The sequence below is a fragment of the Vibrio sp. KMM 9700 genome, assembly GCF_058545285.1.
Genome location: NZ_CM178589.1, coordinates 309382 through 335924, shown reverse-complemented (window position 1 = coordinate 335924; position 26543 = coordinate 309382). Strand labels below are relative to the sequence as shown.

Genomic DNA, 26543 nt, shown 5'->3' with positions numbered 1-26543 from the left:
CCCTTAGCAGGGCGTTAGCTTACAAGTGAAAATATCAACCGAGTAGTAATAATACTATGATGCTTTATAAATATATGTCTTTTAACTCCGCAGTCCTCATGCTTAAGAATCTTTCACTCGGTTTCACTAACTTAGAAGACCTTAATGATCCATTTGAGGGCACAAATTTTGGTTTTTCTGATACAGGTAGTATCTCACCACGTAATGCTGTTCGAGCTTTCAAAGGGCATTTTTCACGAAAATATGCTGTTTCATCCTTGACTAGAAATCCTCTCAATTCTCTAATGTGGTCACACTACGGTGATAGTCATAGAGGGGTTGTCATTGGTATTGATGCAGAAAAATGTGGGCTTACTTCAAATGAAGAATTTGTAATCCCAGCTCAATTTGGTGAGATTATCTATGTCAGTACCAAAAATAAAGACTTAAATGGCGTGCCATCTCAAAAGCACTTAGATGAACTAAGAGAATCAACCGCATTCAGCCCGGAGATTAAGAACTTTTTAAAACAAGCATTTCTATATAAATCAATCGAGTGGGGCTATGAAGAAGAAGTTCGTGTCATAAAAAGTCTTAACGACTTCAAATTCGGTTACCATTCTATGGAAGAGCAACGTCTGACGAATGATGGCAGATGGAATAAAGCTAGAAATAGTTATTTAGGTCAACCATTGTTCTGTTACAAAATTCCAGAATCAGGTATTAAAGAAATTTACCTTGGAGCTAACGTATACCGCAATGTTGCTCGCATTGAAGAAGGCGTAAATAAACAACGTACCGAGGATAATCTCGATTTCTTGAAGTCATTTGGTTGTAAGATATTCAGGTGTGAGCCAGACGTACAAAGTTGGGAACTCATGTCTGTAGAATTGTAAGCTAACAAACGCTTGAAAACGGATTCGCCCCGTTGCGGTTGTGGTTTTAATAAGTTAAGTGAATAAGGTGCAGGCTTAGGCTTGGTGATCGGGGCTCACCGTTTAAGCGGGCGTTATAAGCAACGGGAAAAATCGAGTTAGAATGAATAAAGTTGAAATAGCATACAACTACGCAAAAGCTAGTCTCGATAATGAATTCAAAACATTTGACTCATTAGATAACAAAGCGAACAAGTTTTTAGGGTTAATTACATTAGGGATAGGCATTGTTGTCAGCTTATCTGGATGGGGTTTAGATATTTTCCTGCCGCCATCTGATGTAGTCTCATGTTTGTCTGTTTTTATACTATTTCTTGTAGTTTTTTTCCTATCGAATGCTTGGTTTTGTTTGTTCAAATCGATAAAAATATCAAAAGTTCCTACTATTAATCTCAACGAAGAAATTATTGAGACTTTGTTGAACCCAGATACAGACGTCGCAAAAGAGGTTCTCAGTACTTTTGTTAAACTGAATGAAGCTCACCGAACCGTGATGGCAAAAAAGGTTAAACTTGTGGAGTCCGGATATACATATATTATGCTTTCTGCGGTCAGCACATTGTTACTTATATTTGTAATTGTCATAGCCAAATCTGAGGGGCTAATAAGATGAACCAAAAAACTCAAAATGATCAAAAGCAGCCTAAAAGAGTAATTGTTCCCAATAGGGATCTTGGTATTGATTGGCATAAAAAAGGAATCAAGGATACGCCAAAAGACAATAAAAGGTAGTTGCTTATAACAAACTGCTCAAGGGGATTCGCAAGTTTGCCATTTGTGGTTTGCATTAAATTCAGTGATTATGGTGCTATGCGGTGAGTTGGTTTGCTGCCCACCCCTTAGCAGGGCGTTATATGCTTAGAGGAAAATAAATGAAGATACATAAAGGTGATATTGCTCTAGACATGGTTGAAGATGCAATCGATTTGTATAAGTCAGAACGATATTCATCTAGTTTGCACCTTGCTGCAGCCGCATCAGAGTTACTATCAGGTTTGTGCGAGCTAAATGGACTTGAAAGTGTTCATGGTAATTTGAAGTTGATGCTTAAAGATTTTCATGACTCTAATCCAAGTTTTTTTGCTAAACCTAAAGATGCGCTTAAGAGATTTAATTATTCAAAAAATACAATCAAGCATATCAATGGTAAAAATGATCAATTTGCTTATGTTTCTCTAGAAAAACATTCCCTAATGTACATTAACCAATGCCTGAGAATGCTGGAGGAGGGTTTTAAGGTGTGTCTAATCAAACGCATATAACAAACGCTTCAAATCGGATTCGCCCCGTAGCATTTGTGGTTTCAATAAGTTAAATGAATAAGGTGCAAGCGGACGCTTTGGTGTTGGGGCTCACCGTTTAAGCGGGCGTTATGTGCGTTTGTACGGTGTTTCAAGGTAGCATTTTCCAACTTCAGTATTACTCAGATCTTCCGCCTGAAACATTTCCTCTGGCTTCATAATTAAAGCAGAAAGCGCAATTAGGCTTCGTGTTTGCGTTTCTTACAAGTCCGCCGCTTCTGCTTTAATATTCAATTCATCATGTTATACGCATGCTGATGCCTTATTTGCTGTTAAAATAATGGCTGCCACGAACTTTCGAGTCACTGCTACTTCTACCTACAAATTTCCAGATTTCTTGGCTTATGTGCGGTTTACCGCAGAAACACTTAAAAGTGGCACTTTTGGTCTTTTTGTAGTGATCGCTTTGAGAAAAAAGCGGGCTTTTTGCCGTATAATTCGCTGTAAATAAGGCATGAAGCATTTTAATTCTTGGATCATTTATCAATTTCAGAAACTTGCGAATGATTTATTTGTTCCGCATGTGACGGCTAGCTGAGTGCCATTGTGCCAGTTCCATTTGGTGAGGGCGGCTAAATTAGTTTTGCTGATCCAACGTAAACTTTAAATTCGGTGGTTGGGTTTATATGTTGTCAAACGAAAGCGAAGCGTCTTATTATGGTGGCGTGATCGTTTTGCACATAACAAGCGCTTCAAAACGGATTCGCCCCGTTGTAGTTGTGGTTTCAATAAGTTAAGTGAATAAGGCGCAAGCGGATGCTTGGTGATCGGGGCTCACCGTTTAAGCGGGCGTTAGGCATTATACGTAGTAAGTGAATAGTAATAATGAAAAATAAAGTGATAGAAAGGTTAACAATTAGCCGGGCAACATTGCTAGAAGTTGTAGTGGCTGCATTTTTATTAGGAATTTGCGCTAGCTTATCAGCTTCGATAATTTACGACTCTTTGAAAAGTAAACCTTACTTTTTACTGCTATTGATAATTGCTCTATCAGTTGTTTGTATGTTGTTTTTGTTTAAAAAACTTTGGTCTGCTCGAAAAGCAAGTATAGATATAGATGGCTTTCTAATTTACTCAGACAAGAGTAATAGCATAGTAAGTGTACCCAGATACGACTTGTCTGAAGAGGTATGTGATTATTTAAGTAGTGCATTCAGTGAAAATGAAGCTCTCAAGCGTCAATGGGACAGTCAACCTATCGCTAATTTATATAAGCGAGACGTAGATAGACCGTATAAAGCATCAATGTCTCTAATACAGGAAGCCATCGAATACTACGTACTTGAATCCTTATCTACTCACCTTACTGATTATTTCAATAAAGAGAAGTACGATGATTCTGAGCTAAAATATTTCCAAAGAAATGATGTTCCCTCAGTTTTATTCACAAATCGGTTCATGGAGCTTTTTTCTTCGCCCATGGAGAATCGTCTGTCCTTCATGGATGGGGAAGGTGTAAGTGAAGGGACTGTTGTTATGTCTGTGGGGAAAAACGGCGAGCGTTATTCAAGATTTGATCTTGTTTTACCTAAAGATGCAAAAATTTTTAGGGATAACGACAGTGTTGTTATTGAAACGTCTAAGTTCAAACTAAAGTTAAGTGCTAGTTTTGACGGTTATGGGTATGTAACTCCCGTTGCTTTTGAAAAACATTACCTAGGAATGGAGTCATTTAGAGATAGTCTTGCATTTAAGGTTGGCTTCCGTGCCGAGGTGGATTTCAAGTGGTTATCAACAGTGAGTCCAACTAAGTGGGATTACCATGAATGGTTGGACGGCTTTTTCGAATCAATTGAAAAAGAAATGTCAGCAGATAAGTTTTTCGAAAAGATAAGCTGGGAGACCGCATCAACAATGATTCAGTGCAAGCAAATTATGCCTAACAAACAATTTAAGAGTGATTCGTAACGCTTGGCATTTTTGCTATGTGTTAATTCGTGTGTTTAAGGTGTGTTACTGTAACATTGGTGTTGCGTTACTCACACCTTAATTGGGCGTTAGTTGCTTCGAGGAAATAGGTTAATCATGATTCTATATAAATATATGTCATTTCAGTCTGCTTCGAAGGTAATGAAAAATAGCTCCATAGGCTTTTCTTGTTTAGAAGACCTTAATGATCCATTTGAAGGTACAGCTATTTGTTTTGAAGAATCAGATACATTGAGTAGTAAGCTACAGAAAAATCCACACCGCAACCGTCTAAGTCGTAATTATGGGGTGTTGTCGCTTACGCGCAACCCGCTAAATCCTCTTATGTGGTCACATTATGGTGATGACCACAGAGGTGTCGTCATTGGCATTGATATGAAAAAGGCTCACTTGCAAGATGAAAACTCATGCGTAATTCCTGCCCAGTATGGCGAGATAGTTTACACATCAACCATGCCACAAAATATGCTTCCGACTTCAAGCACTGAATCACTAATGTCAGTAGGTACAGAATATAAGTGTTTCAGACATCATAATTACGATCTGTTTAAAAACGCATTTCTCTTGAAAGATTTAACATGGGGGTACGAAGAGGAGGTGAGAGTTGTAAAAAATATTAATGGTTCTCAGAAATCTCGTTACTCAACATGTGAGTTTGAGAATGAAGCAGGAAAATGGAATCAAGTAACAATTCTGGGGCGTCCATTGTATTGCTTATCAATTCCCAAAGAATCAATAGTTGAAGCATATTTAGGTTGTTCTACCTACAGCAATGTTACCCGTTTGGGTATGAAGGAGGATGATTACCTTAATATCCGTAAAGTCTGGCAATCAAATGGAGTAAATGTTCAATTAGTACGCCGTAAGGAAGGAACTTGGAACTTAGAAGTTTCTGACCACAAAATTTAGAACGCAACTAACAAACGCTTCAAATCGGATTCGCCCCGTTGCAGTTGTGCTTTCAGTGAGTAAAGTGAATAAGGTGCAAGCCTAGGCTTGGTGAACGGGGCTCACCGTTTAAGCGGGCGTTATGTGCGTTTGTACGGTGTTTCAAGGTAACATTTTCCAACTTCTGCATTACTCAGATCTTCCGCCTGAAACATTTCCTTTGGCTCCACAATTAAAGCAGAAAGCGCAATGAAGTTTCGTGTTTGCGTTTCTTACATGTTCGCCGCTTCTGCTTTAATATTCATCATGTTATACGCATGATTGATGCCTTATTTGCTGTCAGAATAGCGGCTGCCACGAACTTTCGAGTCGCTGAGACTTCCACCTACAAAGTTCCAGATTTCTTAGCTTATGTGCGGTTTACCGCAGAAACACTTAAAAGTGGCACATTTAGTCTTTTTGTGGCGATCGCTTTGAGAAAAAAGCGGGCTTTTTGCCGTATAATTCGCTGTAAATACGGCATGAAGCATTTTAATTCTTGGAGCATTTATCAATTTCAGAAACTTGCAAATGATTTATTTGTTCCGCATGTGACGGCTGGCTGAGTGCCATTGTGCCAGTTCCATTTGGTGAGAGCGGCTAAAATAGTTTTGCTGATCCAACGTAAACTTTAAATTCAGTGGTTGGGTTTATAGGTTGTCAAACGGAAGCGAAGCGTCTTATTATGGTGGCGTGATCGTTTTGCACATAACAAGCGCTTCAAAACGGATTCGCCCCGTTGCGGTTGTGGTTTCAATAAGTTAAGTGAATAGGGTGCAAGCGGACGCTTTGATGTCGGGGCTCACCGTTTAAGCGGGCGTTATGTTTATTGTCAGATCTACCTCAACCATCTATTACGAAGCAATATTCAACTAAATGGTTCAGTATTAGGATCAGCTTAGATTGTATGGTTCAGGCAGCTATACAATTATGCAAAAGGAAATTATAAATGAGTGATATCGTAAAGATTTTATCGTTTGATAAATATATAGCTCCTCTGGAGAGTACGTCTGATGGTCGAATGGCGGCGACACACTTGGCTAGTGTTAAGTGGATAGATAACAAAGCTGGTCGTTTCTACGTAAAAGTTTATCCCAAATGTCATCCGCGTGGCTTAATCAATGAAATTACTGGCTACCTAGTGGCTCACGCCATAGGTATCCCGCAACCTAAGAAAGTCGCAGTTATACAAATCCCCAAAGAAGTAATAGAAAATAATTTCAAAGGTGACTTTGAATGTTCTGGTGACTACTATTGGGGGTGGGCTACTGAAGAGTCTGGGACGACCCCCAATACATACCTGAAAATGGAAGATATGGTGGCATATAATCAATGTATAGAACTGTTAAAAAAGTGGAAGTCGTTTCCCAATATGCTTGCGTTCGATGACTGGGTTGCAAACCAAGATAGGAATACAGGTAATATTACAATTAAAGGGTACAATGACTTTTACGTCATTGACCATGGTAATGTGCCTGTTTCAGAGAAGTGGACTAAAGATCATTTAGTGGTTGAAGGTGTGTATAAAAACAAGTTACTTGATGGGTTGTACCAAGATAATAACTACCCATTACCTTTATCTGTATCCCTAGTCGAGTCAAGTAAAGATCATCCAAAGGCTTTTAGAAAAGCCCACCAAGAATTAACTAAGTGGTGTGATGCATTACTTGATGAAGATTGCTCGTCACACCTTCAGCACTTCCTTGAAGCTCGTGCACATCTTAGTGAATCAAGAATTAAGAGCAAAACTGGGTTATTGGTGGCTTAAATGAATAATCTTGAAAAACTATTAGGACAAAATACTGAGAGAAGTTTAGTAAAAGGGAAGTGGTTTAAGATCAGGTGGACGCCTGACATAGCTACTGGCGAAAAACTTAACATTGGTGTTGGGTTCGTAGAAAATGGTCGAGTTCATAGCAGGTTGTTGAGCTATTTCGAACGAGTAAAATGCCTGTATGGTGAACGAGGTATTTATCATGCAGAACTCGTTACTTCCATGGTTGGTGAAAGCTTACGGCAAAATAAGAAGTCATCACCGATCCCACAAATTACATACGATAACTCTGGTTATGCTCAAGGTTTCTCTGTTGATGAAGTTTTAAGTAGCCTGTTTGAACAGACAGTTCCTTTGCAGAGAAAAATCCGTGTATCCAGTAATGCAAAGCGCTTTAATTCCGTTAGTACAGATAAACTTTATACTTGTTTAGTTGATGAATTAAAAATAAAAGCAGCATTACAATTTGAAGAATTTGTCCCTGTTGATAGTTCTATTTTTATCGAGGATGATTTAGGCTCACATGAACTTTTTGTACCGTTTCGAGATAATAAAAACCTTGTTGGAGGACTTGCTTCAACTGTTTACTCAAACGTTCAAAGAATAGAGCTAAACCTATTAAAAGCGGCTAGAGATGTTGAGTCGGCTGTTAAGTTAGGTAAAGGAAACAAAGCATCAGTATTTATACTAATGCCTGGAGATGAAGTCGAAAAATTAGATAAAGAACAAGTAATTTCAATTGAGAATACGCTTGATAAATTTGACTGGCATATGAATAAGCAAGGCATTTCTGTAGGTGGGCATACCTCTGTAAGTGGTTTGGCGGACGAAATATGTTCTTGGGCTAACGTAGCATAAACATAACAAAGCATTTAACCCTGATTCGCCCCGTGGCAGCAGTGGTTTCTGTAAATTAAGTGATTATGGTGTTAGCGTTGACTTCAGTATTGGGGCTCACAGGTTAATGCGGCGTTAGGTACCAAAGAAATTTCAGCATAAGGAGTTCTCTTGAAAGGCAAGGTTGTATCTTATATTTCTAGTAAGAAGTATGGTTTTATAAATGGCGATGATGGTGAAAGTTACTTTTTACATTTTTCTGCATTGTTAGATAAATCAGATGAAGCTAAGTTGGTAAAGAATGTAGTTGTAGAGTTCGATCCTACGCCAAATCCTAGGGGATTAGCTGCGAAAAAAGTTAGAGTTCCAACAGTATATTTCAAGAAAGAAATGGTAGATTTCTTCACCACTAGAGCCCCGAAGCCTAAATATGGAACTGTTGAGAAGCAGCACTCGATTGAATGTCGGTTTATTAAAGGTTTAGATGAAGCTCGTGAGCATATCGAAACTCTAGCTAAAGATGCTAGTTGTAATGCGATATTGAATATGAGTTTTGAGAAAGAAACATTCAATTCGGGAAATTATCGATATACCGTACATGCATTTAAAGGTGACTTTGCAATAGTAACTGATCAGGTACCATGTGAATCAGTATCGAAAGCAAATCAGTCTATACAAGATTTACAAAGTAAAATTGATTATTTTGATGCTCTTTTCTTTGGAATAAAGTCGGAAGAAGATAAGGTTAGGGCTAAGCAACTAGAAAAAAGTAATATTGGCTGTTTCATCTTAGGAGGGATTCTTTTGTTTATATTATTGTTGGCGGCAGGTACCTAACAAACGAGTATGGTGTCAATAGTTAATTTTTAGCTATATTTTCATCCCACATGACACCATCTCTCAGCATCGAGTTTAAGATCACAACCATCTTTCTAACGCATGCAATAATTGCCACTTTTTTAGGTTTTCTTGCCTCAACTAAACGTCGATAATGAGCCTTAAAAATAGGGTTCGATTGCATGGCAGACATCATCGCCATAAACAAAACCGTCCGTACTTGAGCTCGGCCTCCTTGGATAACACGCTTACCTTTGTATCGTCCACTTTCTTTGGTGATTGGTGCAATGCCAACCAAAGAGGCTGCTTGTTTATTCGTAATGTACCCAAGCTCAGGAACATTACTAATCAGAGATGCCGCAGCTATTTTTTCTATGCCTGGCATACTTTGCAAAATATAATTTTTCGCTCGTCTACCAATCGCACCCGCAAAGCGTTTAATATGTACAGGGTTAGCAATAACAATAAGGTAAGTTAGCCTTTGCACAAGCTAAAATAAAGGGCATTTCAAGGCGACCAGTGGCTTCAATAACGACTCGTTGAGGCTGATATTTTTTCAGCTTGGTTATGGCTTCTTTAATGCCTTTTTCATTGTTTTCAACAGTGAAAAAGATATAAAGGGGGCGAATATAGATATCTAATTGTGACTTGCCAGTATCAACACCGACATTAATATTTTGATTCTGAATTGTATTCATAATAAGCTAACACATGTTTGCAAATGTGGGTTCAGAGACCCAGTAGACTATTCGAGGTTTATGCTTGGAGTTCTATTTGATGTTCGCTCTTGTTATCGGTCTCTCAACAGAGGAGACACGCTTCAATCGGTCTATCAGATAGAGAGCTTTAGTTGCAGCTAAAGTCTGGGGCTCACTTTACCCTAATTCATAAGTTATTATCCATACAAAGCATCTAACCCTTATTCGCCCCGTGATAGCAGTGGTTTCAGTAGGTTAGGTGATAAAAAGCTTAGTCTTAGCTTGGGTGTCGGGGCTCACCGTTTAAGTGAAAGCTATAAAACAAAAGGAAATTCAGTGGAAAAATCAGAATCATTTATTGTGGATTTTTGGGCTAAAATCTTCGAGATCTTAGGGCAAATCTCATTCTTCAATCTAGTACGAAAAATCTTTCCTAAGGCAAGAACTGGACGTTTTTCAGAAGTATGGGCTTTGAGTCATGTATTCTTATCTATATTGTCTGTTCCTGCTGTTCTGTACATTAACAACCAGATTATTGGGTTCGCTATAGCTCTATATGCGCTACTTCGAGTCTATGAGGTTGTAGTTTATCAGACAAATGTTTTGCTTTTTGATGAATATCGGGCAATAAAAGCAGGAAGAGAGTATGCCTTACATGGATATCGCCGCATAGTTATACTTTTAATGCAAAACTATTTTGAAATCATATTCTGGTTCGCAGCTCAGTATATATTTTTTCACAGTATGTTCTCGTTTGCAGTCGAAGGCTCCCATGAGAGCGTATTAGGAGCGGTTTATACTAGCTTTGTGGTGATGACAAGCTTTGGATTTTATAATGTTACGCCATTAGGCGTTGTTGCTTACTCATTGGTAATTGGTCAAGCAATGATCGGGTTGTTCATGACATTGCTAAGTTTAGCCCGTTTCATTGGGGTAATTCCTACGCCAAAGTCTATGGACATTACAGAACAGTAAAGTTGTTTTATAACAAGCTGCTCAAAGGAATTCGCAAGTTTAGCATTTGCGGTTTGCATTAAATTCAGTGATTATGGTGTTATGTGGTGAGTAGGGTGGTTGCTCACCCCTAAGCTGGGCGTTATGAAGTATAAAGACGTGCTGTGTATTTAAGACAATTTTTAGAGGATGATGCTTCATAACTCTCTAATTGGTCTTCAAGTCGCAAGGTGTCTCTTTTGTGCGGTGGTCGTGTATTTAGTGGCCAATTGAGTGTGTCGGAGTTATCAAACGCAACCACTAAAAGGACGTTGAATTCTTAACGTTATCTAACGGCAGCGACGTGCTTGGTTTCATTGAATTGTAACACGTTAGCATCGATGAAATGCGTTTATGCCGTGTTGCTGTATCTCCTAAGTTTCGAGGTCAAGGTATCGGTAAGCTTTGGCCAGTTTATCACTCGAAGAAATAAAAAGACGTAAGCAGTATCAAGTCGTGACACTAGCCGTTTTCACTAAAAAAGATTACGGAACTCACCGTTTAAGCGGCGTTAGGCGTCAATTAAAGATCGAGGGGAAAATGATCGCAATAGAAAAATATAGTGTAGACAGGGAACATGAGGTGAATTTGCTCAGTGTTAAACCACAGCAGAGTGAATTTACGGTGAGTAACATAAACGACGTTATCTCATCTTTAAAAGAGCATGAACATCCTCATCTAATTATTAATAATGGCGAAGTTGCGGGCTTTTTCATTCTTGATTTGTCATATACAGAAACCTACGGTTTTAACGATTCAAAAGCTTTAGGTGTTAGATCGCTTTTGGTTGACCATCGTTTTCAAGGTCAGGGTGTTGCGACTCAAGCCATTAATTTATTACCTTCTTACGTCGTCAAGCATTATCCAGATTTTCAAGTTCTCCAATTAACGGTTAATTGCCGTAATAAACCAGCTTATAACTGTTACTGCAAATGTGGATTTGAGGATGCAGGGGAGCTGTACCTTGGTGGGCCAGCTGGACCTCAACATATAATGCAGAGAAAAATAGCCTAAGGAAGCGCTAAACGGTACCTCGGCCCGTAGCATTTGTGGTTTCAAAAAGTGAAGCGGACGCTTGGATGTGCAGGACTCACATGTTATCGCAGGTTATGTTTTTGATAAAATTAATTAGTACTTAACACTCTTATTAATAAGGAATAGTTGAATATGGGTATTGGCTTGACAGGTGTTTTTATTACGGTCGCAGTTGCACATTTTCTCGCTTTACTTAGTCCAGGACCGGATTTTGTTTTAGTGGTCAAAAGTGCAATAAAAAAATAAACCTCAAAAGGCTATCGGTGTTGCTGTTGGGATTGCATTAGCGAATGCAGTTTACATTACCTTATGCTTAATTGGTGTAGGTTCAATCCTCGCATCTTCAGTTTCAATCATGATAGCTTTAAAAGTTTTAGGTGGGTTATTTTTACTTTACCTAGCTTTTCAAGCATTAAAAGCTAAAAAATCCTCTTATGATAATTTAGAAGACATTAACTTAGCTGACTCAGCAAAATCAAATAAATCATTTTCCTATGAACTGTTTACGGGCTTTATGTCAGGAATTCTGAACCCTAAATATTTATTATTTTATCTGAGCTTATTTACGGTCGTTTTGACGAATGATGTAAGTTTTAGCTTTAAAGTCTGGCTGGGCCTGTGGATGACTCTTGTTGTCTTTATGTGGGATGCTTCGATTATTTTATTGCTTTCGACGCAAAGTGTTCGTAATCGATTCACCAAGCTCGCATTTTATATCGATAAGGTGACTGGTGCTATTTTAGGATTGATAGGTTTTACAATTGTAAAGTCAGCTCTCATACGTTGAGAAAACATAACAACTAACCCAAAGGAATCGTCAAAATAATTCAATAAATTCAGTGAGTTAAATTTTTTATGTATTGCATTGGCTAGCTTGTCGGGGCTCACCGTTTAAGCGGGCGTTATATGAATAAGGATATTTTATGATACCAAAGGATGCAAAAATGAGAGTGGCCCGTCCGACCGATAATTTGGCAGAAATCACTAAGATGTATGTCAATGGGTTGGGATTTAAATTATTAGGCTCTTTTGAGGGACATAATGGTTTTGACGGATCTATTATTGGGCATGAAAATCATAACTATCACTTAGAATTTACGCATCACAAAGGCACTCATGTTGGACGTTCTCCAACCCAAGATAACCTTTTAGTCTTTTATTTTTCAGAAACCAGTGTCTGGGAAAACTGCTGCCAACAAATGGAAACAGCAGGGTTTAAAGTTGTGACCTCATATAATGATTATTGGGATGCGGTGGGTAAAACATTTGAAGACTTAGATGGTTACCGAGTTGTGCTGCAAAATAGAGAATGGAACACATAGATCTTACTTAATGGATCTTCTTTGTTGTTTCTATTGATGTCAGATAAAAAAGTGTCGTGATGAGTATTTAAATCGGACGTTATCAACAAGGAGGTAATATAAGTATGGTGTACTTGTTTGACTGGGGCGATACGCTTATGGTCGATTTTCCCGAGCAAAGTGGCAAAATGTGTGATTGGGAATATGTTCAAGCGGTTGATGGTGCGCTGCAAATGCTAGAAGCTTTATCGAGAAAGCATCAAATCTATGTGGCGACGAATGCAGCAGATTCAACAGAAAATGAAATCAAACGCGCATTTGAGCGAGTGGGGCTGTCTCAATACATATCTGGTTATTTTTGCAAAGCTAACCTTGGCATAGGTAAAGGCTCACCAGATTTCTTTTATCGAATTCTCGACATTTTAAAGCTTGATCCTAACTCAGTGATTATGCTCGGTGATTCATATGATAAAGATATCAAACCAGCTATAGAAGCAGGTATTCAGGGGATTTGGTTTAATCCTAGCGGGAAGATTATGCCGGTTCAGGCGGACATTAAGGTAAAAGAAATCAATCACTTGCCTGAAGTTTGTCGCATGAATTAGCGGGAAAGTTGTACGGAAATCGCCCTGCTTGTGCAGCAAGAAGATACCCAAGTACCTTTGTATGATACAACTGCCATTCATGCAGAGGCTGCAGTTTTACTTTCACTTACTTAGCACTTAGCACTGTTGTGATTTTCATAAATGGCGCAGTCAACGCCAAAATGTGATTTGATTATTTGCTTAAATTATGGAGGATAAGCATTCGTGATACGCCCAAAAGTTTTACAAAAGGGTGATAAAATTGGATTTTTTTCACCATCAAGCGCGGCAACAGTGTTTGCACCCAATCGCTTTGCGCGCGCGAAAGCTTACCTCAGATCACAAGGGTTTGAGTTGGTTGAGGGAAGCCTAACAGGGCGCTCTGATTCTTACCGTTCAGGTTCTATTATTGATCGTGCAAACGAGCTCAACCAACTGATTCGCGATCCAAGCGTTCGCTGCATTATGTCGACAATTGGGGGCAATAATAGCAATTCTCTTTTGCCCTATATTGATTATGAAGCGCTTAAAAGGGATCCTAAAATCATAATTGGTTATTCTGATGTGACGGCTTTGTTATTGGGGATCTATGCGCAAACTGGCTTGATCACTTTTTATGGCCCAGCACTGGTTGCATCTTTTGGGGAATACCCGCCACTTGTCGACGAAACTTTTCAATCCTTTTTGGACATCTTGGGCTCAGCGTCTGATTCATACCAATATCAGATGCCGGTTGGCTGGACAGATATAAAGTTTGATTGGGAAAGCCAAAGCAGACCAAAACCTACTTACAAAAATGAATGGCAATTCTTAGGCACAGGTAAAGTGAGAGGGCGCATCATAGGGGGCAATCTAAATACCATGGCTGGTATATGGGGGAGTCCGTATATGCCAGAGATAAAATTAGGTGATATATTGCTGATTGAAGATTCGCTAAAAGATATTGCCACTGTTGAACGATCTTTTGCACATTTAATGGCCTGTGGTGTGTTTGATAAACTTGGCGCGATTGTTTTGGGTAAACATGAGTTATTTGATGACAAAGGGACAGGGCGTACGCCGCTTGATGTACTTTATGAAGTTTTAAATGACAAAGAGGTCGCGATATTAAATGGCTTTGATAGTTGCCATACGCATCCTATGTTCACAACGCCTTTAGGGGTGCAAGCTTTAATTGATTTTGATAACCAAATGATTAGCATTGAAAGTCCTTGGCTATCAACTAGATAATGAATCGAATAACCTATAAAAACATGGAGCGTGTATGATTGTTTATGGTGACTTGCAGTCAGGAAACTGTTTTAAAGTAAAATTATTATTATCCTTGCTAGGCATAGCGCATGACTGGCAGCATATCAATATTCTTAACAATGAAACCCAAACTTCAGATTTTTTGAAGTTAAACCCGAATGGAAAAATTCCGACCGTCGTGCTGGATGATAAGCGTGTATTGTGTGAATCCAATGCAATTTTAGGCTATTTTGCCGATGGCACAGACTTCTTACCTGAAGATAAGTATCAAAAAGCAAAAGTATATGAATGGCTTTTCTTTGAGCAATATTCCCATGAGCCATATATTGCTGTCGCACGTTTTATTCAAAAATATCAAAATATGCCAGAAAATCGTCTTGAAGAGTTTCATGCTTTGCAGTCCGGAGGCAATAAAGCGCTTTCAATCATGGAGCAGCAATTATCTCAAACATCGTTTTTAGTCGGTGAGCAAATGACTATTGCAGATATTGCCTTATATGCGTATACGCATGTTGCAGATGAGGGCGGTTTTGATCTCTCACGCTATCCAAATATTTCACGCTGGATAAACGACATCCAATCATTAGATAAATATACGGGAATGGATGGGCTAGCATAACTTCCCCATGAAGATGCAACTGCAACATACATAGATTAAATGAGAAGGTCTGTTTTATGAAATTTTTAACATCTGAGCTGGATGGGCGCGAAAATTATCAATTATTAAATGGTGGCGTCACGCCAAGACCGATTGCATGGATCAGTACTCGCTCAAGCAATCAGATTGATAATTTAGCACCATTCTCATTTTTTACCGTTGCAAGTTGCAACCCACCTGTGCTGCTTTATACACAAATTACCCAAAGAAATGGCTTAGATAAGGACACGCTGCATAACTTGCTCGAAACAAAAGAGTGTGTGGTGAATATTGTTAGTGAAGCGCTGCTAGGAAAAATGAATATGACAAGTGCTAGTATTTCTGCGCAGGAGAGTGAATTTGATTTTGCTCGTGTCCACTCGTGTGCAAGCGCTAGTGTGGCGCCGCTTTCCGTCAAGGATGCACCGGTTCGATATGAATGTACATTAAGAGAAGTGATCCCAGTCAGTGACTTGCCGACAGGTGGCAAATTAATCTTGCTTGATGTTCAGGCTATTTATGTCAGGGATGATCTTTATAGCGATGGCAAAATTGATCAACACAAAATTTCGACAGTGGGTAAAGCTGGCGGTGATTTTTATTGTATAACGCCTGAAAAAATTGAAATCTCTAGACCGAATTAATGAATGCATAGGATGTAACATGCAAGAAATGGATAAATTACTACAAGTTGTGAAACGCAAAGCAGAATTTGATAAAACCAACCCTTGGTATGAAGGCTCTGAAAAGTATTTGTCTGAGATTAAAAATGAAGTTGATGAGGTGCTCGAAGAGCTGCCAAAAGATCGCTTGTGTTATCTTGAAGATGAGCTTGGTGATGTGTTGTGGGATTATTTAAATGCCGTCATGTCACTGGAAAAGGAGAAAGGCGTGCAACTTGAGTCTATTATTCAAAGAGCGAGTAAAAAGTATCAAGAACGCCTCACTGCCATTGAAAATAATATCGCTTGGGATGAGGTGAAGCAAAAGCAGAAAGATGAGCTAAACCAAGAGTATTTAGCAGCACAAAAGGAATAAACCGGAGGCCTGTGGATGGCAAAGTTACACCAAGGTTCTTGTCTTTGCGGGCAGGTGCAGTATGAGTGCATAGGCGAAGCCACTTCTTTTTATTTATGCCACTGCACGCGCTGTCAAAAAGGCACAGGTTCAGCTCATGCCGCTAACATCTTTGTTAAAACAAGCTCTTTTACTTGGCTGCAAGGCGAGCAGGCGGTCAAAACCTATCAACATCTTGACACCTTACACGTTAAAAGCTTTTGTTCTGAATGTGGATCTGCGCTGCCGATAGTCACAGAAAATACAGATATCGTGGTGCTCCCTGCGGGTAGCCTTGATAGCCAATTTTCAGAGAGCCCAAATGCCAACATTTTCGTGACCAAGCGCGCGAGTTGGTTAAAAGATGTTAATCTGTTAGCTAGTTATGATGAGTTGCCAGACGAACCAAAACGCTAACCACTACATTAATATTTAACCAAGTGTTAACATCTTTGGCACGCTTCTTGTATGAATGAATACAGTGCTTCACTAACGAAGTGCACGCATGACAAGGAGTCTAGTATGTGGTTATCATTACTTTTACCGAACCAAACAACTTCGAATAAGCAAAAAGTGCTCACTTATAGTGCAACACCATACGGTGTTTTTGTTGCAGTGCACCAAATTAAAGCAAAAGCTGAAGAGTGTTTTTATGCATAAGACGCATCGTAGGCCACTTATTTTTACTGATTTAGATGGGACTTTGCTTGATCATCATAACTATGATTACGCACCTGTCCTACCTGTTTTATCTGCACTAAAAGTGGCCGAAATTGATGTTATTCCTACCACAAGCAAAACCTTTGCTGAAACCCAAGTCTTAATGCGCGAGTTGCATTTAACGTCACCTTTTATTATTGAAAATGGCGCGGCAGCTTTTTTACCTAAGCATCATTTTATTGACCCAATCGAAGGCTGTGAAAGCTTCAAAGGCTATTGGCGCAAATCTTTTATTCCCACGCGTGAGCACTGGCACTTTTATATTCAAAAAGCCAAAGCAAAATTTGCTGGTCTTTTTGAGTTGATGACAGAAATGTCACCGCAGCGCTTAGCAGATGTGACAGGATTGAACCTTTCACAAGCGAATCTTGCGCTTTTGCGTCAATTTAGTGAGCCTGTGTATTGGAAAGGCACAGCAGAGCAAGCGCAAGGTTTTATTGATTTTCTACGCGCTAATGGGGCAACAGTGGTCAAAGGTGGACGTTTTATTCATCTATCAGGCGCTGCGCATAAAGGCACAGCAATGCATTGGATCCTACAGCGTTACCAAGAGCGCTTTCCAAGTATTGATTTTTATAGCATTGCACTTGGGGATAGTGAAAATGACATCAGTATGTTAGAAGATGCCGATATTGCCGTGAGAGTGCGCTCACCTGTGCATGAATTCCCGCCACTGACGCGCAGTAAAAGCTTAATTGATACAGAAGATTATGGGCCAAAAGGTTGGGCGCAAAGCGTGCAGCAGCTTTGTTTCACGCAATGATAGAATAAAAGAGGGATTGCCGCGACATTCAAAAATAACGAAAATCTACACAAATTTAAGCAAAATGCAGGAGGCATTATGGCTGACTTTTATCAAAACGGTATTATTACCACACTACATAACTTATCAGATCGCGGGATTGATGATCTCGAAAGTGAACTCGTCTCTTTCTCAAAACACCGCCCAATGGGACTTATCCTACCTTCGTTATTTTCTGAGCTAGAAGGGGAAGCCTTACCTAAAATTATCAATCAACTGAAAGAAGTTCCGTACCTTTCTCAGATCGTGATTGGTCTTGATCGCGCCTCACTTAGCCAATATAAATACGCTTTGAATTTTTTTGATGAATTGCCGCAACACCACCGCGTATTATGGAATGACGGACCACGCTTAAAAGCGTTAGATAAAGAGTTAGATGCATTAGGTCTTGCGCCAAAGGAGCTGGGGAAAGGGCGTAATGTTTGGTATTGCATGGGGTATGTATTGGCAACCAATATGGCAGAATCCGTTGCTTTGCATGATTGTGACATTGTCACATATGAGCGCGATCTACTGGCGCGATTAATTTATCCTGTTGCCAACCCTAGATTTAATTATGAATTTTGCAAAGGCTATTATGCACGCGTTGCCAACAACAAAATGAATGGTCGTGTGGCACGTTTGCTGGTCACACCACTACTTAAAGCGCTTAAACAAACTACTTCTCAACATACTTACTTAGATTATATGGATAGCTTTAAATATTCACTGGCTGGCGAGTTCTCGTTCCGTCGTGATGTGTTAAGTGATATTCGTATTCCAAGTGATTGGGGACTGGAGATTGGCGTTTTATCTGAAATGCAGCGCAATTATGCTGCCAATCGCCTTTGCCAAGTTGATATTGCTAAAACCTATGATCATAAGCACCAAGACTTATCTTTAGATAGCACCAATGGCGGTTTATCAAAGATGTCGATTGATATTACCAAGTCTTTTTTCCGTAAACTTGCGACCCAAGGCGAGACCTTTAATAGCGAGAAATTTCGTTCAATTAAAGCCACATATTATCGCATCGCCCTAGATTTTATCGAAGCTTATCATAATGATGCCTTGATGAATGGCTTAGATTTAGACATCCATATGGAAGAAAAAGCGGTCGAAATGTTTGCCAAGAATATCATGATGGCAGGGCAGAGCTTTTTAGAGCACCCAATGGAAACCCCATTTATACCGAGTTGGAACCGAGTTGTGAGCGCTATGCCTGATGTGATGCAAAGATTAAAAGATGCAGTGGAGGCAGATACCGCAGAGTTTGGAGGGAAGTAAGCATGGATAAGCACACAAGTTTAAAAGATAAAATATGTCACCATTTGGCGTGTATTTACCCTGAAACGCTCGATTACCCAGCATTGGCTGATGAACTTGTTGAAATCATGCGCTTATCTGCCAATTTAGATACATCTATCCCAATGAGTGTATCGCAACAATTGTGGTCAGAAAAAGATACCATTTTAATTACTTACGGCGATAGCTTTATTCAAGAAGGCGAGAAGCCGCTGCAATGTTTACAATCCTTTTTGCATCAATATTGCCAAGAGACAGTCTCTAGCGTGCATATTTTGCCTTTTTTCCCTTATAGCTCTGATGATGGATTTTCTGTGATTGACTATTCCAGTGTCAATGAAGGGATGGGCGACTGGTCTGATATTGAGCAGATCGCCAGTGATTTCAAACTCATGTCGGATCTAGTGATTAACCACTGCTCGGCGCGTAGCGCTTGGTTTGAGAACTTTATTAAATGCGAAGGTGTTGGGCATGATTATTTTTATACCGCATCCCCTGAGGATGACTTGTCACAAGTGGTGCGGCCAAGAACATCGGATTTATTAAAAGAGGTGGAAACCGCAGACGGCACTAAATATGTCTGGTGTACGTTTAGTCATGATCAGGTTGATTTTGATTTCTCAAACCCAGAAGTCTTAAAAGCATTTGCATCGATTATTCGTTTTTATCTAGATAAAGGCGTGAGTATTTTTCGTTTTGATGCCGTGGCGTTTTTGTGGAAAGAGATTGGTACGCCTTGCATAAACTTAGAGCAAACCCATGAGATGATCCGCCTTTTGCGCAGCTTGATCGAACAGGCGTGTCCGCAAGCCATGATTATTACCGAAACCAATATTCCAAACCTAGAGAACCTAAGTTATTTTGGTAATGGTAACGAAGCGCATGGGATCTATAACTTTTCGCTGCCGCCGCTACTCATTCATACTTTAATTACTGGCAACTGTGAGGCGCTTAAACGCTGGATGATGGGGATGCCGCCATCGCAACAAGGCACAACGTATTTTAACTTTATTGCCTCGCACGATGGGATTGGCCTAAGGCCGGTAGAAGGCTTGCTCGATGAAGGCGAGATTAATACTATGGTCAACACCTTGCAATCATTCGGCGGTTTAGTTTCGTGGCGCGTCACCCAAACTCAGCGTAAGCCTTATGAAATTAATATTGCTTTGTTTGATGCGCTTCAGGGCAGCGTCCAAGGGGCGGACAAATATGGTCTGGATCGTTTTATTTGCGCCCATGCGATCATGCTTGGAATGGAAGGTTTACCGGGCATTTATGTGCATAGTTTGCTTGGGACGCGTAATGATTATGAGCGGGTGGAAAATACCAACCAAAATCGCTCGATCAACCGCCACAAGTGGGATTTTCCGCAATTACAAGCTGCGCTGAGCGATCCGCAAAACCCACATGCGAAAACCTTTGAACGTTTATCGGCGCTTCTATCGTTACGTCAAAAGCAAGCTGCGTTTCACCCAAATGCGACACAATTTACCTTGCACTTAGGGGATAAACTCTTTGGCTATTGGCGACAAAGTTTAGATCGTCAGCAGAGTATCTTTTGTGTGTATAACATTAGTCTTGAGCCGCAATGTTTAAATCTAGCGGATATGAACTTGATCCAAACGGATACATGGAATGATTTGATTTCAGGGGAGGTGTTTGAGACTTTGCATTCACAAATGGAATTGGCGCCGTATCAGTGTGTCTGGCTTTCAAACATGCGCCATAGCCTGCATATTTAAAACTCTAGCAGCGTTAACTGCGTTGATTCGACCTAGTCACATATTATTATATGCTCCTAGGCTCTCATCACCTTGTTGCCTTGCTAGAATTTCAAATATTTTGGCTATGTAATAAACTTAAAATAATAAAAAATGCGCCGCAGCAAGCTCGTTTAGATAGGAATCTATATGGCTATGCTTGGCGCATTTTTTACAAATTAAGCAATTTTATAGCTGACTTTATTACCAGCAAGTTGCTCTTTAATCACAAGGTTTTCTTCAAGCATCTTGCGTAGGCCACTGCTCGCCCATGCTGCTGCTTTACTATCTTCTTGACCTGCTGCAAGACCAATGTTTTTTGGGCTCATACCGTCAGCATTTGCTTTTAACACATCATAAATACTTTGCTGTTTTGGCGTTAAGTTTAAGCTTTGCGCAGCACTTGCAACCGCTTGCTTAACTTGCGCGCTTGCCGTCGCTGTTTTCACAACACTTGCTTTCGCAGCAGGTTTTGGCATATTCGCTTGGATATTTGCCGAAGCAGCCTTGATGTATTTGTTTAGTTTACGCTGAACATTACGTTTATGTGCCAGTCTCATGGGGTCTCCATTAAGTTAAACCAATCTGATTCTATCCTAAGGCACCTTTTAAGTTGGCTGGGGATAAGCTAGAGTCAGATTGGTATAGAAAAACTTGGTTATTAAAATTAAGCCGTGGTTTATACCAAAAAAAGATCAAAAGTTATAGTTTATTTGTGCTTTTTGGTTGAAACTTAAACGTATTGTTGGTGTTTTATTCATTTTTCAGCCGATAATGGGGAGATATCTTGTTACCGAGTACTCAGCTTTTTCAAACCAAGTTAGGTTTAACCAAAGGGCATTACTTAGGCTTGTGGCTCGCTTTGGCAGTGCTTTGCGTCTTACTGCGGCTGCAATTTAGCGAGACTTTAGCGCTACTGGTTTTTATTATTGCGTCATGTATTGGCTGGGGCTGTTATTGGGTCGACCAACATGCCTTGGGCTTTAGTTTGACTCAAACGCACATGCAGCAGCATTGCATCCGTGGCGGTTGGGTCTTGGCTTGGAAAGATATTGAAAAAATTGATATTTGCTATTATCAGATCCAATCTTGGCAAACGGATATTCCTTGGGTAGGGGTAAAAATTAAAACCCCAACTGTGTTGCTTTCACAAATCAATCAACGTCTGATGGCGCAAATGATCTTGCACCAGCGTCAGCTGTTATATCTTGGCTTAAAGCAAGCAGGGCGCTTGGATGAGTTTCAAGATTTATTATTAAAAGATACGCCAATTACCGAAGCCGGTCAGACATACAAAGGTTTACAGGCTATGTTTTTACATCGAATGCGGATTTTAAGGCAAGTTTGGGGATATGATATTTTTATTTCCGCAGCAGATATTCCGCTTGATAAAGAAAGCTTTGTGGGAACCTGTCGACGTTATTTGGTGGCAAATTATCATGCTCAATAATTGAAACTGCGGCGCACTGTTTACACTAGCGATGTGTTCGCTTGCCGCAATTTCATTTATTATCGAATGCGATTAGATTGGCATTTCATCGGCTACAAATGGGTTGGTGCGGCGCTCATGCCCAAAGGTTGACTCAGGGCCGTGGCCCGGCACAAAACGCATGTCGTTGCCAAGTGGCCAAAGCTTATCTTTGATACTGTTGATAAGGGTGGCAAAGTCACCTTGTGGAAAATCAGTACGACCAATGGCGCCTTGGAATAAAACATCGCCAACAAAGCTTAGTTTTGCATCTTGGTTATAGAAAATTATATGTCCAGGGGTATGACCTGGCGTATGCAAAACGTTTAGGGTTTCGTTACCAAAAGTGACACTGTCGCCATCTTCTAACCAGATATCAGGCTCAAAGCTATCTGTGGGTTCAAACCCAAACATCTGGCTTTGTTGCGCTAAACCTTGTAGCCAGAATAAATCCGCTTTATGTGGGCCAATCACTTCCAGTGGGGTGGATTTAAATTGGCTTAATTTTGCCTGCAGCGCCTCGGTGCCGCCAACGTGATCAAGGTGGCCGTGAGTAAGAAGAATTTTTTCTACTTCAACGCCTTGCTCAGAAATGGCTTGATACAGTCTATCGACATCGCCGCCTGGATCAATCACTGCGCCTTTCATGGTTTCAGAGCACCAAATTAACGAGCAGTTTTGAGCAAAAGCCGTCACCGGAATGGTTTTATATTGCAAACTCATACATGTCTCTCTTGTGGGAATTAATCTTCTTCATTTGCGAGCATTTGGCCACGCATACACAGGCCGCACAGCATATTTGGGATCGCGTTGTAAATTTCTTCAAACTGAGCCAATGCATCAATATCTGCATCTTGCTCTTGCAGAATCGCAAGTGAAGTATCTGGATCATACAGCATGCTGATGGTCAGCATCACGCCGCCAAGTAGGGCATTGTCTTCACTGTCTTCTGGCATTAGGTTTTCCCAATCATCATGGGTAATTTGAATCGCTTGAAGCAGACCTTCACAATATTCACGCGCAAATTCATTGACGATTTCGGCTTCATCTAAGCTCGCCTCTTGTGGCCACTGCCATGTGTTGTTAAGAAGACTTTGACGAGACAAGTTCCACTCTTCAACAATTAAATTGGCATAAGTTTCGAGATCTTCAGCTGATTCAAAAGGGGACTCTTCAACATCACCCCATAAAAATGCCAGCCATTGGCTCGGGTCGATGATATATGGCGCTGCCGCCATGCCGCAAACAAAGCCTTTGGTTTGCGCTGGGGTGAGTAAGTATTCTTCAAGATTTTTTTGTGCGATGAAAGTTTGTAAATTCACAAGGCTATCCTTTAAAGTAAATATACCTAATCATAGCAAGTTCACTTAAAATAATCAGTAGCAAAAAGAATTGTTGCTGATCTAATAGATTTAGGTCGAATTTTTAACCAAACAGACGTTTTTTCCAAATAATTCAACTGAAAAGCTTGACCTCACTAAGACAAATCATTACATTAGCCCACGTCGCCAACAGCGCGGCACTGCAGTACAATACGGTGAGTTGTCCGAGTGGCTGAAGGAGCACGCCTGGAAAGTGTGTATACGGCAACGTATCGAGAGTTCGAATCTCTCACTCACCGCCAAATTCGCTGATTACAGCATCAAGAAGACGTCCTCGGGCGTCTTTTTTTGTGTCTAAAATTCGATGAAAATGTTTCGTACTCAATCTATTTTTATCTCTAGTCTTTTCTTTATTTTGCATGATTAAATATCACAATTGCCTAGAAATTGAGCAGATACCCACAAAAATTGTGTGAATATTAATCATTTATGGGTTTATTTTCAAATCACACTGGTTTTTTTTATTGATCTTGGTAGGATATTTACGCTTTTAATCTATACTCAAAACAGGGATTTTTGATAGATAACGAATCATTTTTATCAAAAATCCTTGAATGTTTTTTGAGTATAGGCAATTTATGTACCAACACTCAAATAACTTGAGTGAAAGAGAGGGATAATGACAAAAGGTATTGATAAATATAGTATCGATAGTACCGACTATACGATAGGCCAAGATAATGTGCAGAAATGGGGCTTTGATGTTCACAACGCCGTGTTTTCAATTAGCGCAGGTCTTATCATTCTATTCTTGCTTGGGATCTTCCTAAGTGACGCAGAAACAGCAAAAAATGCCTTAGATGGCGTTAAAAACTCTATTATTAACAATTTTGATGCGCTGTTTGTATTAGCAGGTAACTTCTTTGTTATCTTCTGTTTATTCTTAATCGTCTCACCATTTGGCAAAATTCGCCTTGGTGGTGATGATGCAAAAGCTGAACACTCTTATCTTTCATGGCTAGCTATGCTGTTTGCTGCGGGTATGGGGATTGGCTTGATGTTCTGGAGTGTGGCTGAGCCTGCTGCATACTTTACTGATTGGTATGGCACGCCGCTAAATGTGGCAGCAAATACACCAGAAGCTGCAGATCTCGCACTTGGCGCAACTATGTACCACTGGGGTCTTCACCCTTGGGCGATTTACGCAGTTGTTGCATTGTCTTTGGCTTTCTTTACCTTTAACAAAGGCTTACCTCTTTCTATCCGTTCTGTGTTTTACCCAATTTTAGGGGACAGAGCTTGGGGTTGGGCTGGACATATCATTGATATTCTTGCTGTGTTGGCGACACTTTTTGGCTTAGCAACATCGCTCGGCTTTGGCGCGCAACAAGCCGCTGCGGGTATCGGGCATGTCTTTGGCATTGAAGCGACTACGGGTCTTCAACTCACTGTTATTGCAGTGGTCACACTTCTTGCAACGCTTTCAGTGCTTCGCGGCATTGATGGTGGTGTGAAGCTGATTAGTAATATCAACATGGTTGTCGCAGTTATCTTGCTTCTATTTGTTGCAGGTGTGAGCTTTAGTATCGTGTCACATACTATTCCACAAACACTTGTGCAATATGTTGAAAATATTATTCCACTGTCAAATCCATTTGGTCGTGAAGATGAAACTTGGATGCATGGTTGGACTGTATTCTATTGGGCATGGTGGATGTCTTGGTCACCATTTGTTGGTATGTTTATCGCACGCGTGTCAAAAGGTCGTACGGTTCGTGAATTTATCACGGCAGTATTACTTGTTCCAACTATCATCACGATTGTTTGGATGGGTACCTTTGGTGGTGTTGGGATCGACCAAATCATTAATAAAGTTGGCATTTTAGGCACACAAGGCTTCAGCGATGTGACTATGGCTATGTTTGATATGTTCGATGCGCTGCCATTTAGCAAAATCATCTCTGTGATTGCGGTTGTCTTGGTATTGGTCTTCTTTGTTAGCTCATCCGATTCAGGCTCATTGGTTATCGATAGCATCACTGCAGGTGGTAAAATGGATGCGCCAGTGCCACAACGTGTGTTCTGGGCAATCATTGAAGGCGCAGTGGCAATGGCACTCCTTTGGGTTGGCGGCACAAACGCAATGGCAGCATTGCAAGCGGCGGCCATTTCAACTGCGTTACCGTTTGTGTTTGTCCTCTTAGTGATGTGTGTCAGCCTTATCTTAGGTATGCGCACGGAAAGACGTTAATTCAAATACTTAGCCTTAAATTTGAAGGCTAAAATGTGCGTTTGAATAGCACATAAAAAATAAAGGTTGCTGCGAATCATTCACAGCAACCTTTTTTATTGGCTTCATTTTTTAATCTATTTAAAAATGATTTACTTCCAAAGCGCTTCAATCGGCGTATCGGGCGTGTAATGGTGCAAGATTTGTGCTTGCAAGAGCTCCGCTGTGGCGATAGCATCGACCAGCGCATGGTGCGGCTGATAGGTTGGCAAGCCATAACGCTCACGGCTTGCGCCCAAACGTACTGAAGGCATCTTGCTGCGAAATAGGCGCTTGAAAAAGCCTTGGTTGGCTTGCTTTTGAATATCATATTCAATTTCAAGCGTGTCTATCATAGGAAATAAAATCCCTTCGCCGATTCGCTCTTTCAAGGCGCGATCAAAAAAGTCTCGTTCAATCGCGCGATAGTGAGCCACGACAACCTTGCCAGCGAGCGCATCCAAAACCTCTTCCAAAATCCGCCTTAGATCTGGCGCATCACTGAGATCGCTATGGGTGATCCCGTGGATCACAACGGATTCTTCTTCCAATGGTTTTTTGGGGTTCACAAGCCAGTGTTTACTTTCACGACAATAGATACGATCTAAAGTAAAAGGGATCAACCCAATACTGATGATGCCATCTTTTTTGCTGTTAAGACCTGTAGTTTCAAAATCAAGCGCAACAAACTCAACCTCTTTAAGCGGCGTGTGAAAATCGACCAAGCCGCCACGATAAAACTTCTGCAAAAGTTCATTTTTTACCTGTGCACTTTGTGCTTGATAAAAAGCATGCCAATTTTTAGGTAGCTGCTTGTCTTTGATTTGTTTACTCATATAAACGA

30 protein-coding genes, 1 tRNA gene and 2 pseudogenes are annotated in these 26543 nt (G+C 40.3%); 28 read left to right on the top strand and 5 right to left on the bottom strand.

Going from position 1 to position 26543, the window contains the following annotated elements:
* Nucleotides 1-98 precede the first annotated feature (98 nt).
* The 10 genes from AC2VOY_RS01480 (at nt 99) to AC2VOY_RS01435 (ending at nt 8519) form a co-directional block, all read left to right on the top strand.
* On the top strand, nt 99-875 hold the full coding sequence (locus AC2VOY_RS01480; RefSeq protein WP_491831877.1) for a DUF2971 domain-containing protein: 777 nt from the start codon (nt 99-101) through the stop codon (nt 873-875).
* 142 nt (nt 876-1017) lie between these two features.
* Nucleotides 1018-1527: a hypothetical protein gene (locus tag AC2VOY_RS01475; RefSeq protein ID WP_491831876.1), complete on the top strand. Its 510-nt coding sequence runs from the start codon at nt 1018-1020 to the stop codon at nt 1525-1527.
* Nucleotides 1524-1646 carry a hypothetical protein gene (locus AC2VOY_RS01470; RefSeq protein WP_491831875.1) on the top strand — a complete coding sequence of 41 codons (123 nt, stop codon included), beginning with the start codon at nt 1524-1526 and terminating at the stop codon, nt 1644-1646. The genes AC2VOY_RS01475 and AC2VOY_RS01470 overlap by 4 nt, the downstream gene beginning before the upstream one ends.
* Before the next feature lie 140 nt (nt 1647-1786).
* Nucleotides 1787-2176 (top strand): hypothetical protein, encoded by a 390-nt coding sequence (locus AC2VOY_RS01465; protein ID WP_491831874.1) that lies wholly within the window; start codon nt 1787-1789, stop codon nt 2174-2176.
* 864 nt (nt 2177-3040) lie between these two features.
* Entirely contained in the window at nt 3041-4123 is a 1083-nt protein-coding gene (locus tag AC2VOY_RS01460; protein WP_491831873.1) for a hypothetical protein, read from the top strand.
* Nucleotides 4124-4285: 162 nt separating this feature from the next.
* Nucleotides 4286-5053, top strand: coding sequence for a DUF2971 domain-containing protein (locus AC2VOY_RS01455; RefSeq protein ID WP_491831872.1), 768 nt, complete (start codon nt 4286-4288; stop codon nt 5051-5053).
* 296 nt (nt 5054-5349) lie between these two features.
* The gene (locus tag AC2VOY_RS01450; protein WP_491831871.1) at nt 5350-5637 is read left to right on the top strand and encodes a hypothetical protein; all 288 of its coding nucleotides are present in this window, start codon (nt 5350-5352) and stop codon (nt 5635-5637) included.
* A gap of 383 nt (nt 5638-6020) precedes the next feature.
* Entirely contained in the window at nt 6021-6839 is an 819-nt protein-coding gene (locus AC2VOY_RS01445) for a HipA family kinase (RefSeq protein ID WP_491831869.1), read from the top strand.
* Complete coding sequence (locus AC2VOY_RS01440) at nt 6840-7703, top strand: hypothetical protein (RefSeq protein ID WP_491831868.1); 864 nt, start codon at nt 6840-6842, stop codon at nt 7701-7703. It abuts the gene before it with no gap.
* 150 nt (nt 7704-7853) lie between these two features.
* Nucleotides 7854-8519: a cold-shock protein gene (locus tag AC2VOY_RS01435; RefSeq protein WP_491831866.1), complete on the top strand. Its 666-nt coding sequence runs from the start codon at nt 7854-7856 to the stop codon at nt 8517-8519.
* Between the two features lie 22 nt (nt 8520-8541).
* On the opposite strand, the pseudogene AC2VOY_RS01430 reads toward AC2VOY_RS01435, so the two are convergent.
* A pseudogene (locus tag AC2VOY_RS01430) lies at nt 8542-9217 on the bottom strand (transposase).
* 336 nt (nt 9218-9553) lie between these two features.
* Here AC2VOY_RS01430 and AC2VOY_RS01425 point away from each other — a divergent pair.
* The 15 genes and pseudogenes from AC2VOY_RS01425 (at nt 9554) to AC2VOY_RS01355 (ending at nt 20622) form a co-directional block, all read left to right on the top strand.
* The gene (locus AC2VOY_RS01425) at nt 9554-10192 is read left to right on the top strand and encodes a hypothetical protein (protein WP_491831864.1); all 639 of its coding nucleotides are present in this window, start codon (nt 9554-9556) and stop codon (nt 10190-10192) included.
* A gap of 558 nt (nt 10193-10750) precedes the next feature.
* Entirely contained in the window at nt 10751-11224 is a 474-nt protein-coding gene (locus AC2VOY_RS01420) for a GNAT family N-acetyltransferase (RefSeq protein WP_491832969.1), read from the top strand.
* A 280-nt stretch (nt 11225-11504) separates the two neighbouring features.
* Nucleotides 11505-12032 carry a LysE family transporter gene (locus tag AC2VOY_RS01415; protein WP_491832967.1) on the top strand — a complete coding sequence of 176 codons (528 nt, stop codon included), beginning with the start codon at nt 11505-11507 and terminating at the stop codon, nt 12030-12032.
* Nucleotides 12033-12189: 157 nt separating this feature from the next.
* Nucleotides 12190-12567: a VOC family protein gene (locus tag AC2VOY_RS01410; RefSeq protein ID WP_491831863.1), complete on the top strand. Its 378-nt coding sequence runs from the start codon at nt 12190-12192 to the stop codon at nt 12565-12567.
* 104 nt (nt 12568-12671) lie between these two features.
* A complete protein-coding gene (locus AC2VOY_RS01405; RefSeq protein WP_491831862.1) occupies nt 12672-13151 on the top strand; it encodes an HAD family hydrolase in 480 nt (159 codons plus the stop codon).
* Nucleotides 13152-13160: 9 nt separating this feature from the next.
* Nucleotides 13161-13265, top strand: a pseudogene (locus AC2VOY_RS01400) (aspartate racemase); the annotation flags it as partial.
* 90 nt (nt 13266-13355) lie between these two features.
* A complete protein-coding gene (locus AC2VOY_RS01395) occupies nt 13356-14360 on the top strand; it encodes a S66 family peptidase (protein WP_491831861.1) in 1005 nt (334 codons plus the stop codon).
* 34 nt (nt 14361-14394) lie between these two features.
* Nucleotides 14395-15000 (top strand): glutathione S-transferase family protein, encoded by a 606-nt coding sequence (locus tag AC2VOY_RS01390; protein WP_491831860.1) that lies wholly within the window; start codon nt 14395-14397, stop codon nt 14998-15000.
* 56 nt (nt 15001-15056) lie between these two features.
* A complete protein-coding gene (locus AC2VOY_RS01385; protein ID WP_491831858.1) occupies nt 15057-15662 on the top strand; it encodes a flavin reductase family protein in 606 nt (201 codons plus the stop codon).
* 19 nt (nt 15663-15681) lie between these two features.
* Nucleotides 15682-16056: a MazG nucleotide pyrophosphohydrolase domain-containing protein gene (locus AC2VOY_RS01380; RefSeq protein ID WP_491831857.1), complete on the top strand. Its 375-nt coding sequence runs from the start codon at nt 15682-15684 to the stop codon at nt 16054-16056.
* A 15-nt stretch (nt 16057-16071) separates the two neighbouring features.
* On the top strand, nt 16072-16491 hold the full coding sequence (locus AC2VOY_RS01375) for a GFA family protein (protein WP_491831856.1): 420 nt from the start codon (nt 16072-16074) through the stop codon (nt 16489-16491).
* A gap of 105 nt (nt 16492-16596) precedes the next feature.
* Nucleotides 16597-16734, top strand: a complete 138-nt coding sequence (locus tag AC2VOY_RS01370; RefSeq protein WP_491831855.1) for a hypothetical protein — start codon at nt 16597-16599, stop codon at nt 16732-16734.
* Nucleotides 16727-17557, top strand: coding sequence for an HAD-IIB family hydrolase (locus tag AC2VOY_RS01365; RefSeq protein WP_491831853.1), 831 nt, complete (start codon nt 16727-16729; stop codon nt 17555-17557). Before AC2VOY_RS01370 ends, AC2VOY_RS01365 begins: the two co-directional genes overlap by 8 nt.
* Nucleotides 17558-17635: 78 nt before the next feature.
* Nucleotides 17636-18862, top strand: coding sequence for a glycosyltransferase family protein (locus AC2VOY_RS01360; protein WP_491831852.1), 1227 nt, complete (start codon nt 17636-17638; stop codon nt 18860-18862).
* Nucleotides 18863-18864: 2 nt separating this feature from the next.
* A complete protein-coding gene (locus AC2VOY_RS01355; protein WP_491831851.1) occupies nt 18865-20622 on the top strand; it encodes an alpha-amylase family glycosyl hydrolase in 1758 nt (585 codons plus the stop codon).
* A 197-nt stretch (nt 20623-20819) separates the two neighbouring features.
* Here AC2VOY_RS01355 and AC2VOY_RS01350 read toward each other — a convergent pair whose 3' ends face one another.
* Entirely contained in the window at nt 20820-21200 is a 381-nt protein-coding gene (locus AC2VOY_RS01350; protein ID WP_491831850.1) for a MarR family transcriptional regulator, read from the bottom strand.
* 227 nt (nt 21201-21427) lie between these two features.
* On the opposite strand from AC2VOY_RS01350, the gene AC2VOY_RS01345 reads away from it, so the two are divergent.
* Nucleotides 21428-22090: a DUF2982 domain-containing protein gene (locus AC2VOY_RS01345; RefSeq protein ID WP_491831849.1), complete on the top strand. Its 663-nt coding sequence runs from the start codon at nt 21428-21430 to the stop codon at nt 22088-22090.
* 72 nt (nt 22091-22162) lie between these two features.
* On the opposite strand, the gene AC2VOY_RS01340 is transcribed toward AC2VOY_RS01345, so the two are convergent.
* Nucleotides 22163-22831, bottom strand: a complete 669-nt coding sequence (locus AC2VOY_RS01340; protein WP_491831848.1) for an MBL fold metallo-hydrolase — start codon at nt 22829-22831, stop codon at nt 22163-22165.
* 20 nt (nt 22832-22851) lie between these two features.
* A complete protein-coding gene (locus AC2VOY_RS01335; RefSeq protein ID WP_491831847.1) occupies nt 22852-23430 on the bottom strand; it encodes a UPF0149 family protein in 579 nt (192 codons plus the stop codon).
* 214 nt (nt 23431-23644) lie between these two features.
* Between AC2VOY_RS01335 and AC2VOY_RS01330 the strand changes: the two genes are divergently transcribed.
* Nucleotides 23645-23732 (top strand) — tRNA-Ser (locus AC2VOY_RS01330).
* Between the two features lie 377 nt (nt 23733-24109).
* On the top strand, nt 24110-25681 hold the full coding sequence (locus AC2VOY_RS01325; protein WP_491831846.1) for a BCCT family transporter: 1572 nt from the start codon (nt 24110-24112) through the stop codon (nt 25679-25681).
* A gap of 131 nt (nt 25682-25812) precedes the next feature.
* Here the strand turns inward: AC2VOY_RS01325 and AC2VOY_RS01320 are convergent, their stop codons facing one another.
* The gene (locus AC2VOY_RS01320; RefSeq protein ID WP_491831845.1) at nt 25813-26535 is read right to left on the bottom strand and encodes a 3'-5' exonuclease; all 723 of its coding nucleotides are present in this window, start codon (nt 26533-26535) and stop codon (nt 25813-25815) included.
* Nucleotides 26536-26543: the final 8 nt, after the last annotated feature.

Bases quoted from the DNA above. Each gene is read 5' to 3' on its own strand.
- AC2VOY_RS01350 (WP_491831850.1), bottom strand. From the start codon at position 21,200: ATGAGACTGGCACATAAACGTAATGTTCAGCGTAAACTAAACAAATAC.
- AC2VOY_RS01390 (WP_491831860.1), top strand. From the start codon at position 14,395: ATGATTGTTTATGGTGACTTGCAGTCAGGAAACTGTTTTAAAGTAAAA.
- AC2VOY_RS01375 (WP_491831856.1), top strand. From the start codon at position 16,072: ATGGCAAAGTTACACCAAGGTTCTTGTCTTTGCGGGCAGGTGCAGTAT.
- AC2VOY_RS01450 (WP_491831871.1), top strand. From the start codon at position 5,350: ATGATTGATGCCTTATTTGCTGTCAGAATAGCGGCTGCCACGAACTTT.
- AC2VOY_RS01380 (WP_491831857.1), top strand. From the start codon at position 15,682: ATGCAAGAAATGGATAAATTACTACAAGTTGTGAAACGCAAAGCAGAA.
- AC2VOY_RS01405 (WP_491831862.1), top strand. From the start codon at position 12,672: ATGGTGTACTTGTTTGACTGGGGCGATACGCTTATGGTCGATTTTCCC.
- AC2VOY_RS01470 (WP_491831875.1), top strand. From the start codon at position 1,524: ATGAACCAAAAAACTCAAAATGATCAAAAGCAGCCTAAAAGAGTAATT.
- AC2VOY_RS01460 (WP_491831873.1), top strand. From the start codon at position 3,041: ATGAAAAATAAAGTGATAGAAAGGTTAACAATTAGCCGGGCAACATTG.
- AC2VOY_RS01360 (WP_491831852.1), top strand. From the start codon at position 17,636: ATGGCTGACTTTTATCAAAACGGTATTATTACCACACTACATAACTTA.
- AC2VOY_RS01365 (WP_491831853.1), top strand. From the start codon at position 16,727: ATGCATAAGACGCATCGTAGGCCACTTATTTTTACTGATTTAGATGGG.
- AC2VOY_RS01370 (WP_491831855.1), top strand. From the start codon at position 16,597: ATGTGGTTATCATTACTTTTACCGAACCAAACAACTTCGAATAAGCAA.
- AC2VOY_RS01385 (WP_491831858.1), top strand. From the start codon at position 15,057: ATGAAATTTTTAACATCTGAGCTGGATGGGCGCGAAAATTATCAATTA.
- AC2VOY_RS01410 (WP_491831863.1), top strand. From the start codon at position 12,190: ATGAGAGTGGCCCGTCCGACCGATAATTTGGCAGAAATCACTAAGATG.
- AC2VOY_RS01475 (WP_491831876.1), top strand. From the start codon at position 1,018: ATGAATAAAGTTGAAATAGCATACAACTACGCAAAAGCTAGTCTCGAT.
- AC2VOY_RS01340 (WP_491831848.1), bottom strand. From the start codon at position 22,831: ATGAGTTTGCAATATAAAACCATTCCGGTGACGGCTTTTGCTCAAAAC.
- AC2VOY_RS01325 (WP_491831846.1), top strand. From the start codon at position 24,110: ATGACAAAAGGTATTGATAAATATAGTATCGATAGTACCGACTATACG.
- AC2VOY_RS01320 (WP_491831845.1), bottom strand. From the start codon at position 26,535: ATGAGTAAACAAATCAAAGACAAGCAGCTACCTAAAAATTGGCATGCT.
- AC2VOY_RS01465 (WP_491831874.1), top strand. From the start codon at position 1,787: ATGAAGATACATAAAGGTGATATTGCTCTAGACATGGTTGAAGATGCA.
- AC2VOY_RS01420 (WP_491832969.1), top strand. From the start codon at position 10,751: ATGATCGCAATAGAAAAATATAGTGTAGACAGGGAACATGAGGTGAAT.
- AC2VOY_RS01480 (WP_491831877.1), top strand. From the start codon at position 99: ATGCTTAAGAATCTTTCACTCGGTTTCACTAACTTAGAAGACCTTAAT.
- AC2VOY_RS01440 (WP_491831868.1), top strand. From the start codon at position 6,840: ATGAATAATCTTGAAAAACTATTAGGACAAAATACTGAGAGAAGTTTA.
- AC2VOY_RS01445 (WP_491831869.1), top strand. From the start codon at position 6,021: ATGAGTGATATCGTAAAGATTTTATCGTTTGATAAATATATAGCTCCT.
- AC2VOY_RS01455 (WP_491831872.1), top strand. From the start codon at position 4,286: ATGAAAAATAGCTCCATAGGCTTTTCTTGTTTAGAAGACCTTAATGAT.
- AC2VOY_RS01355 (WP_491831851.1), top strand. From the start codon at position 18,865: ATGGATAAGCACACAAGTTTAAAAGATAAAATATGTCACCATTTGGCG.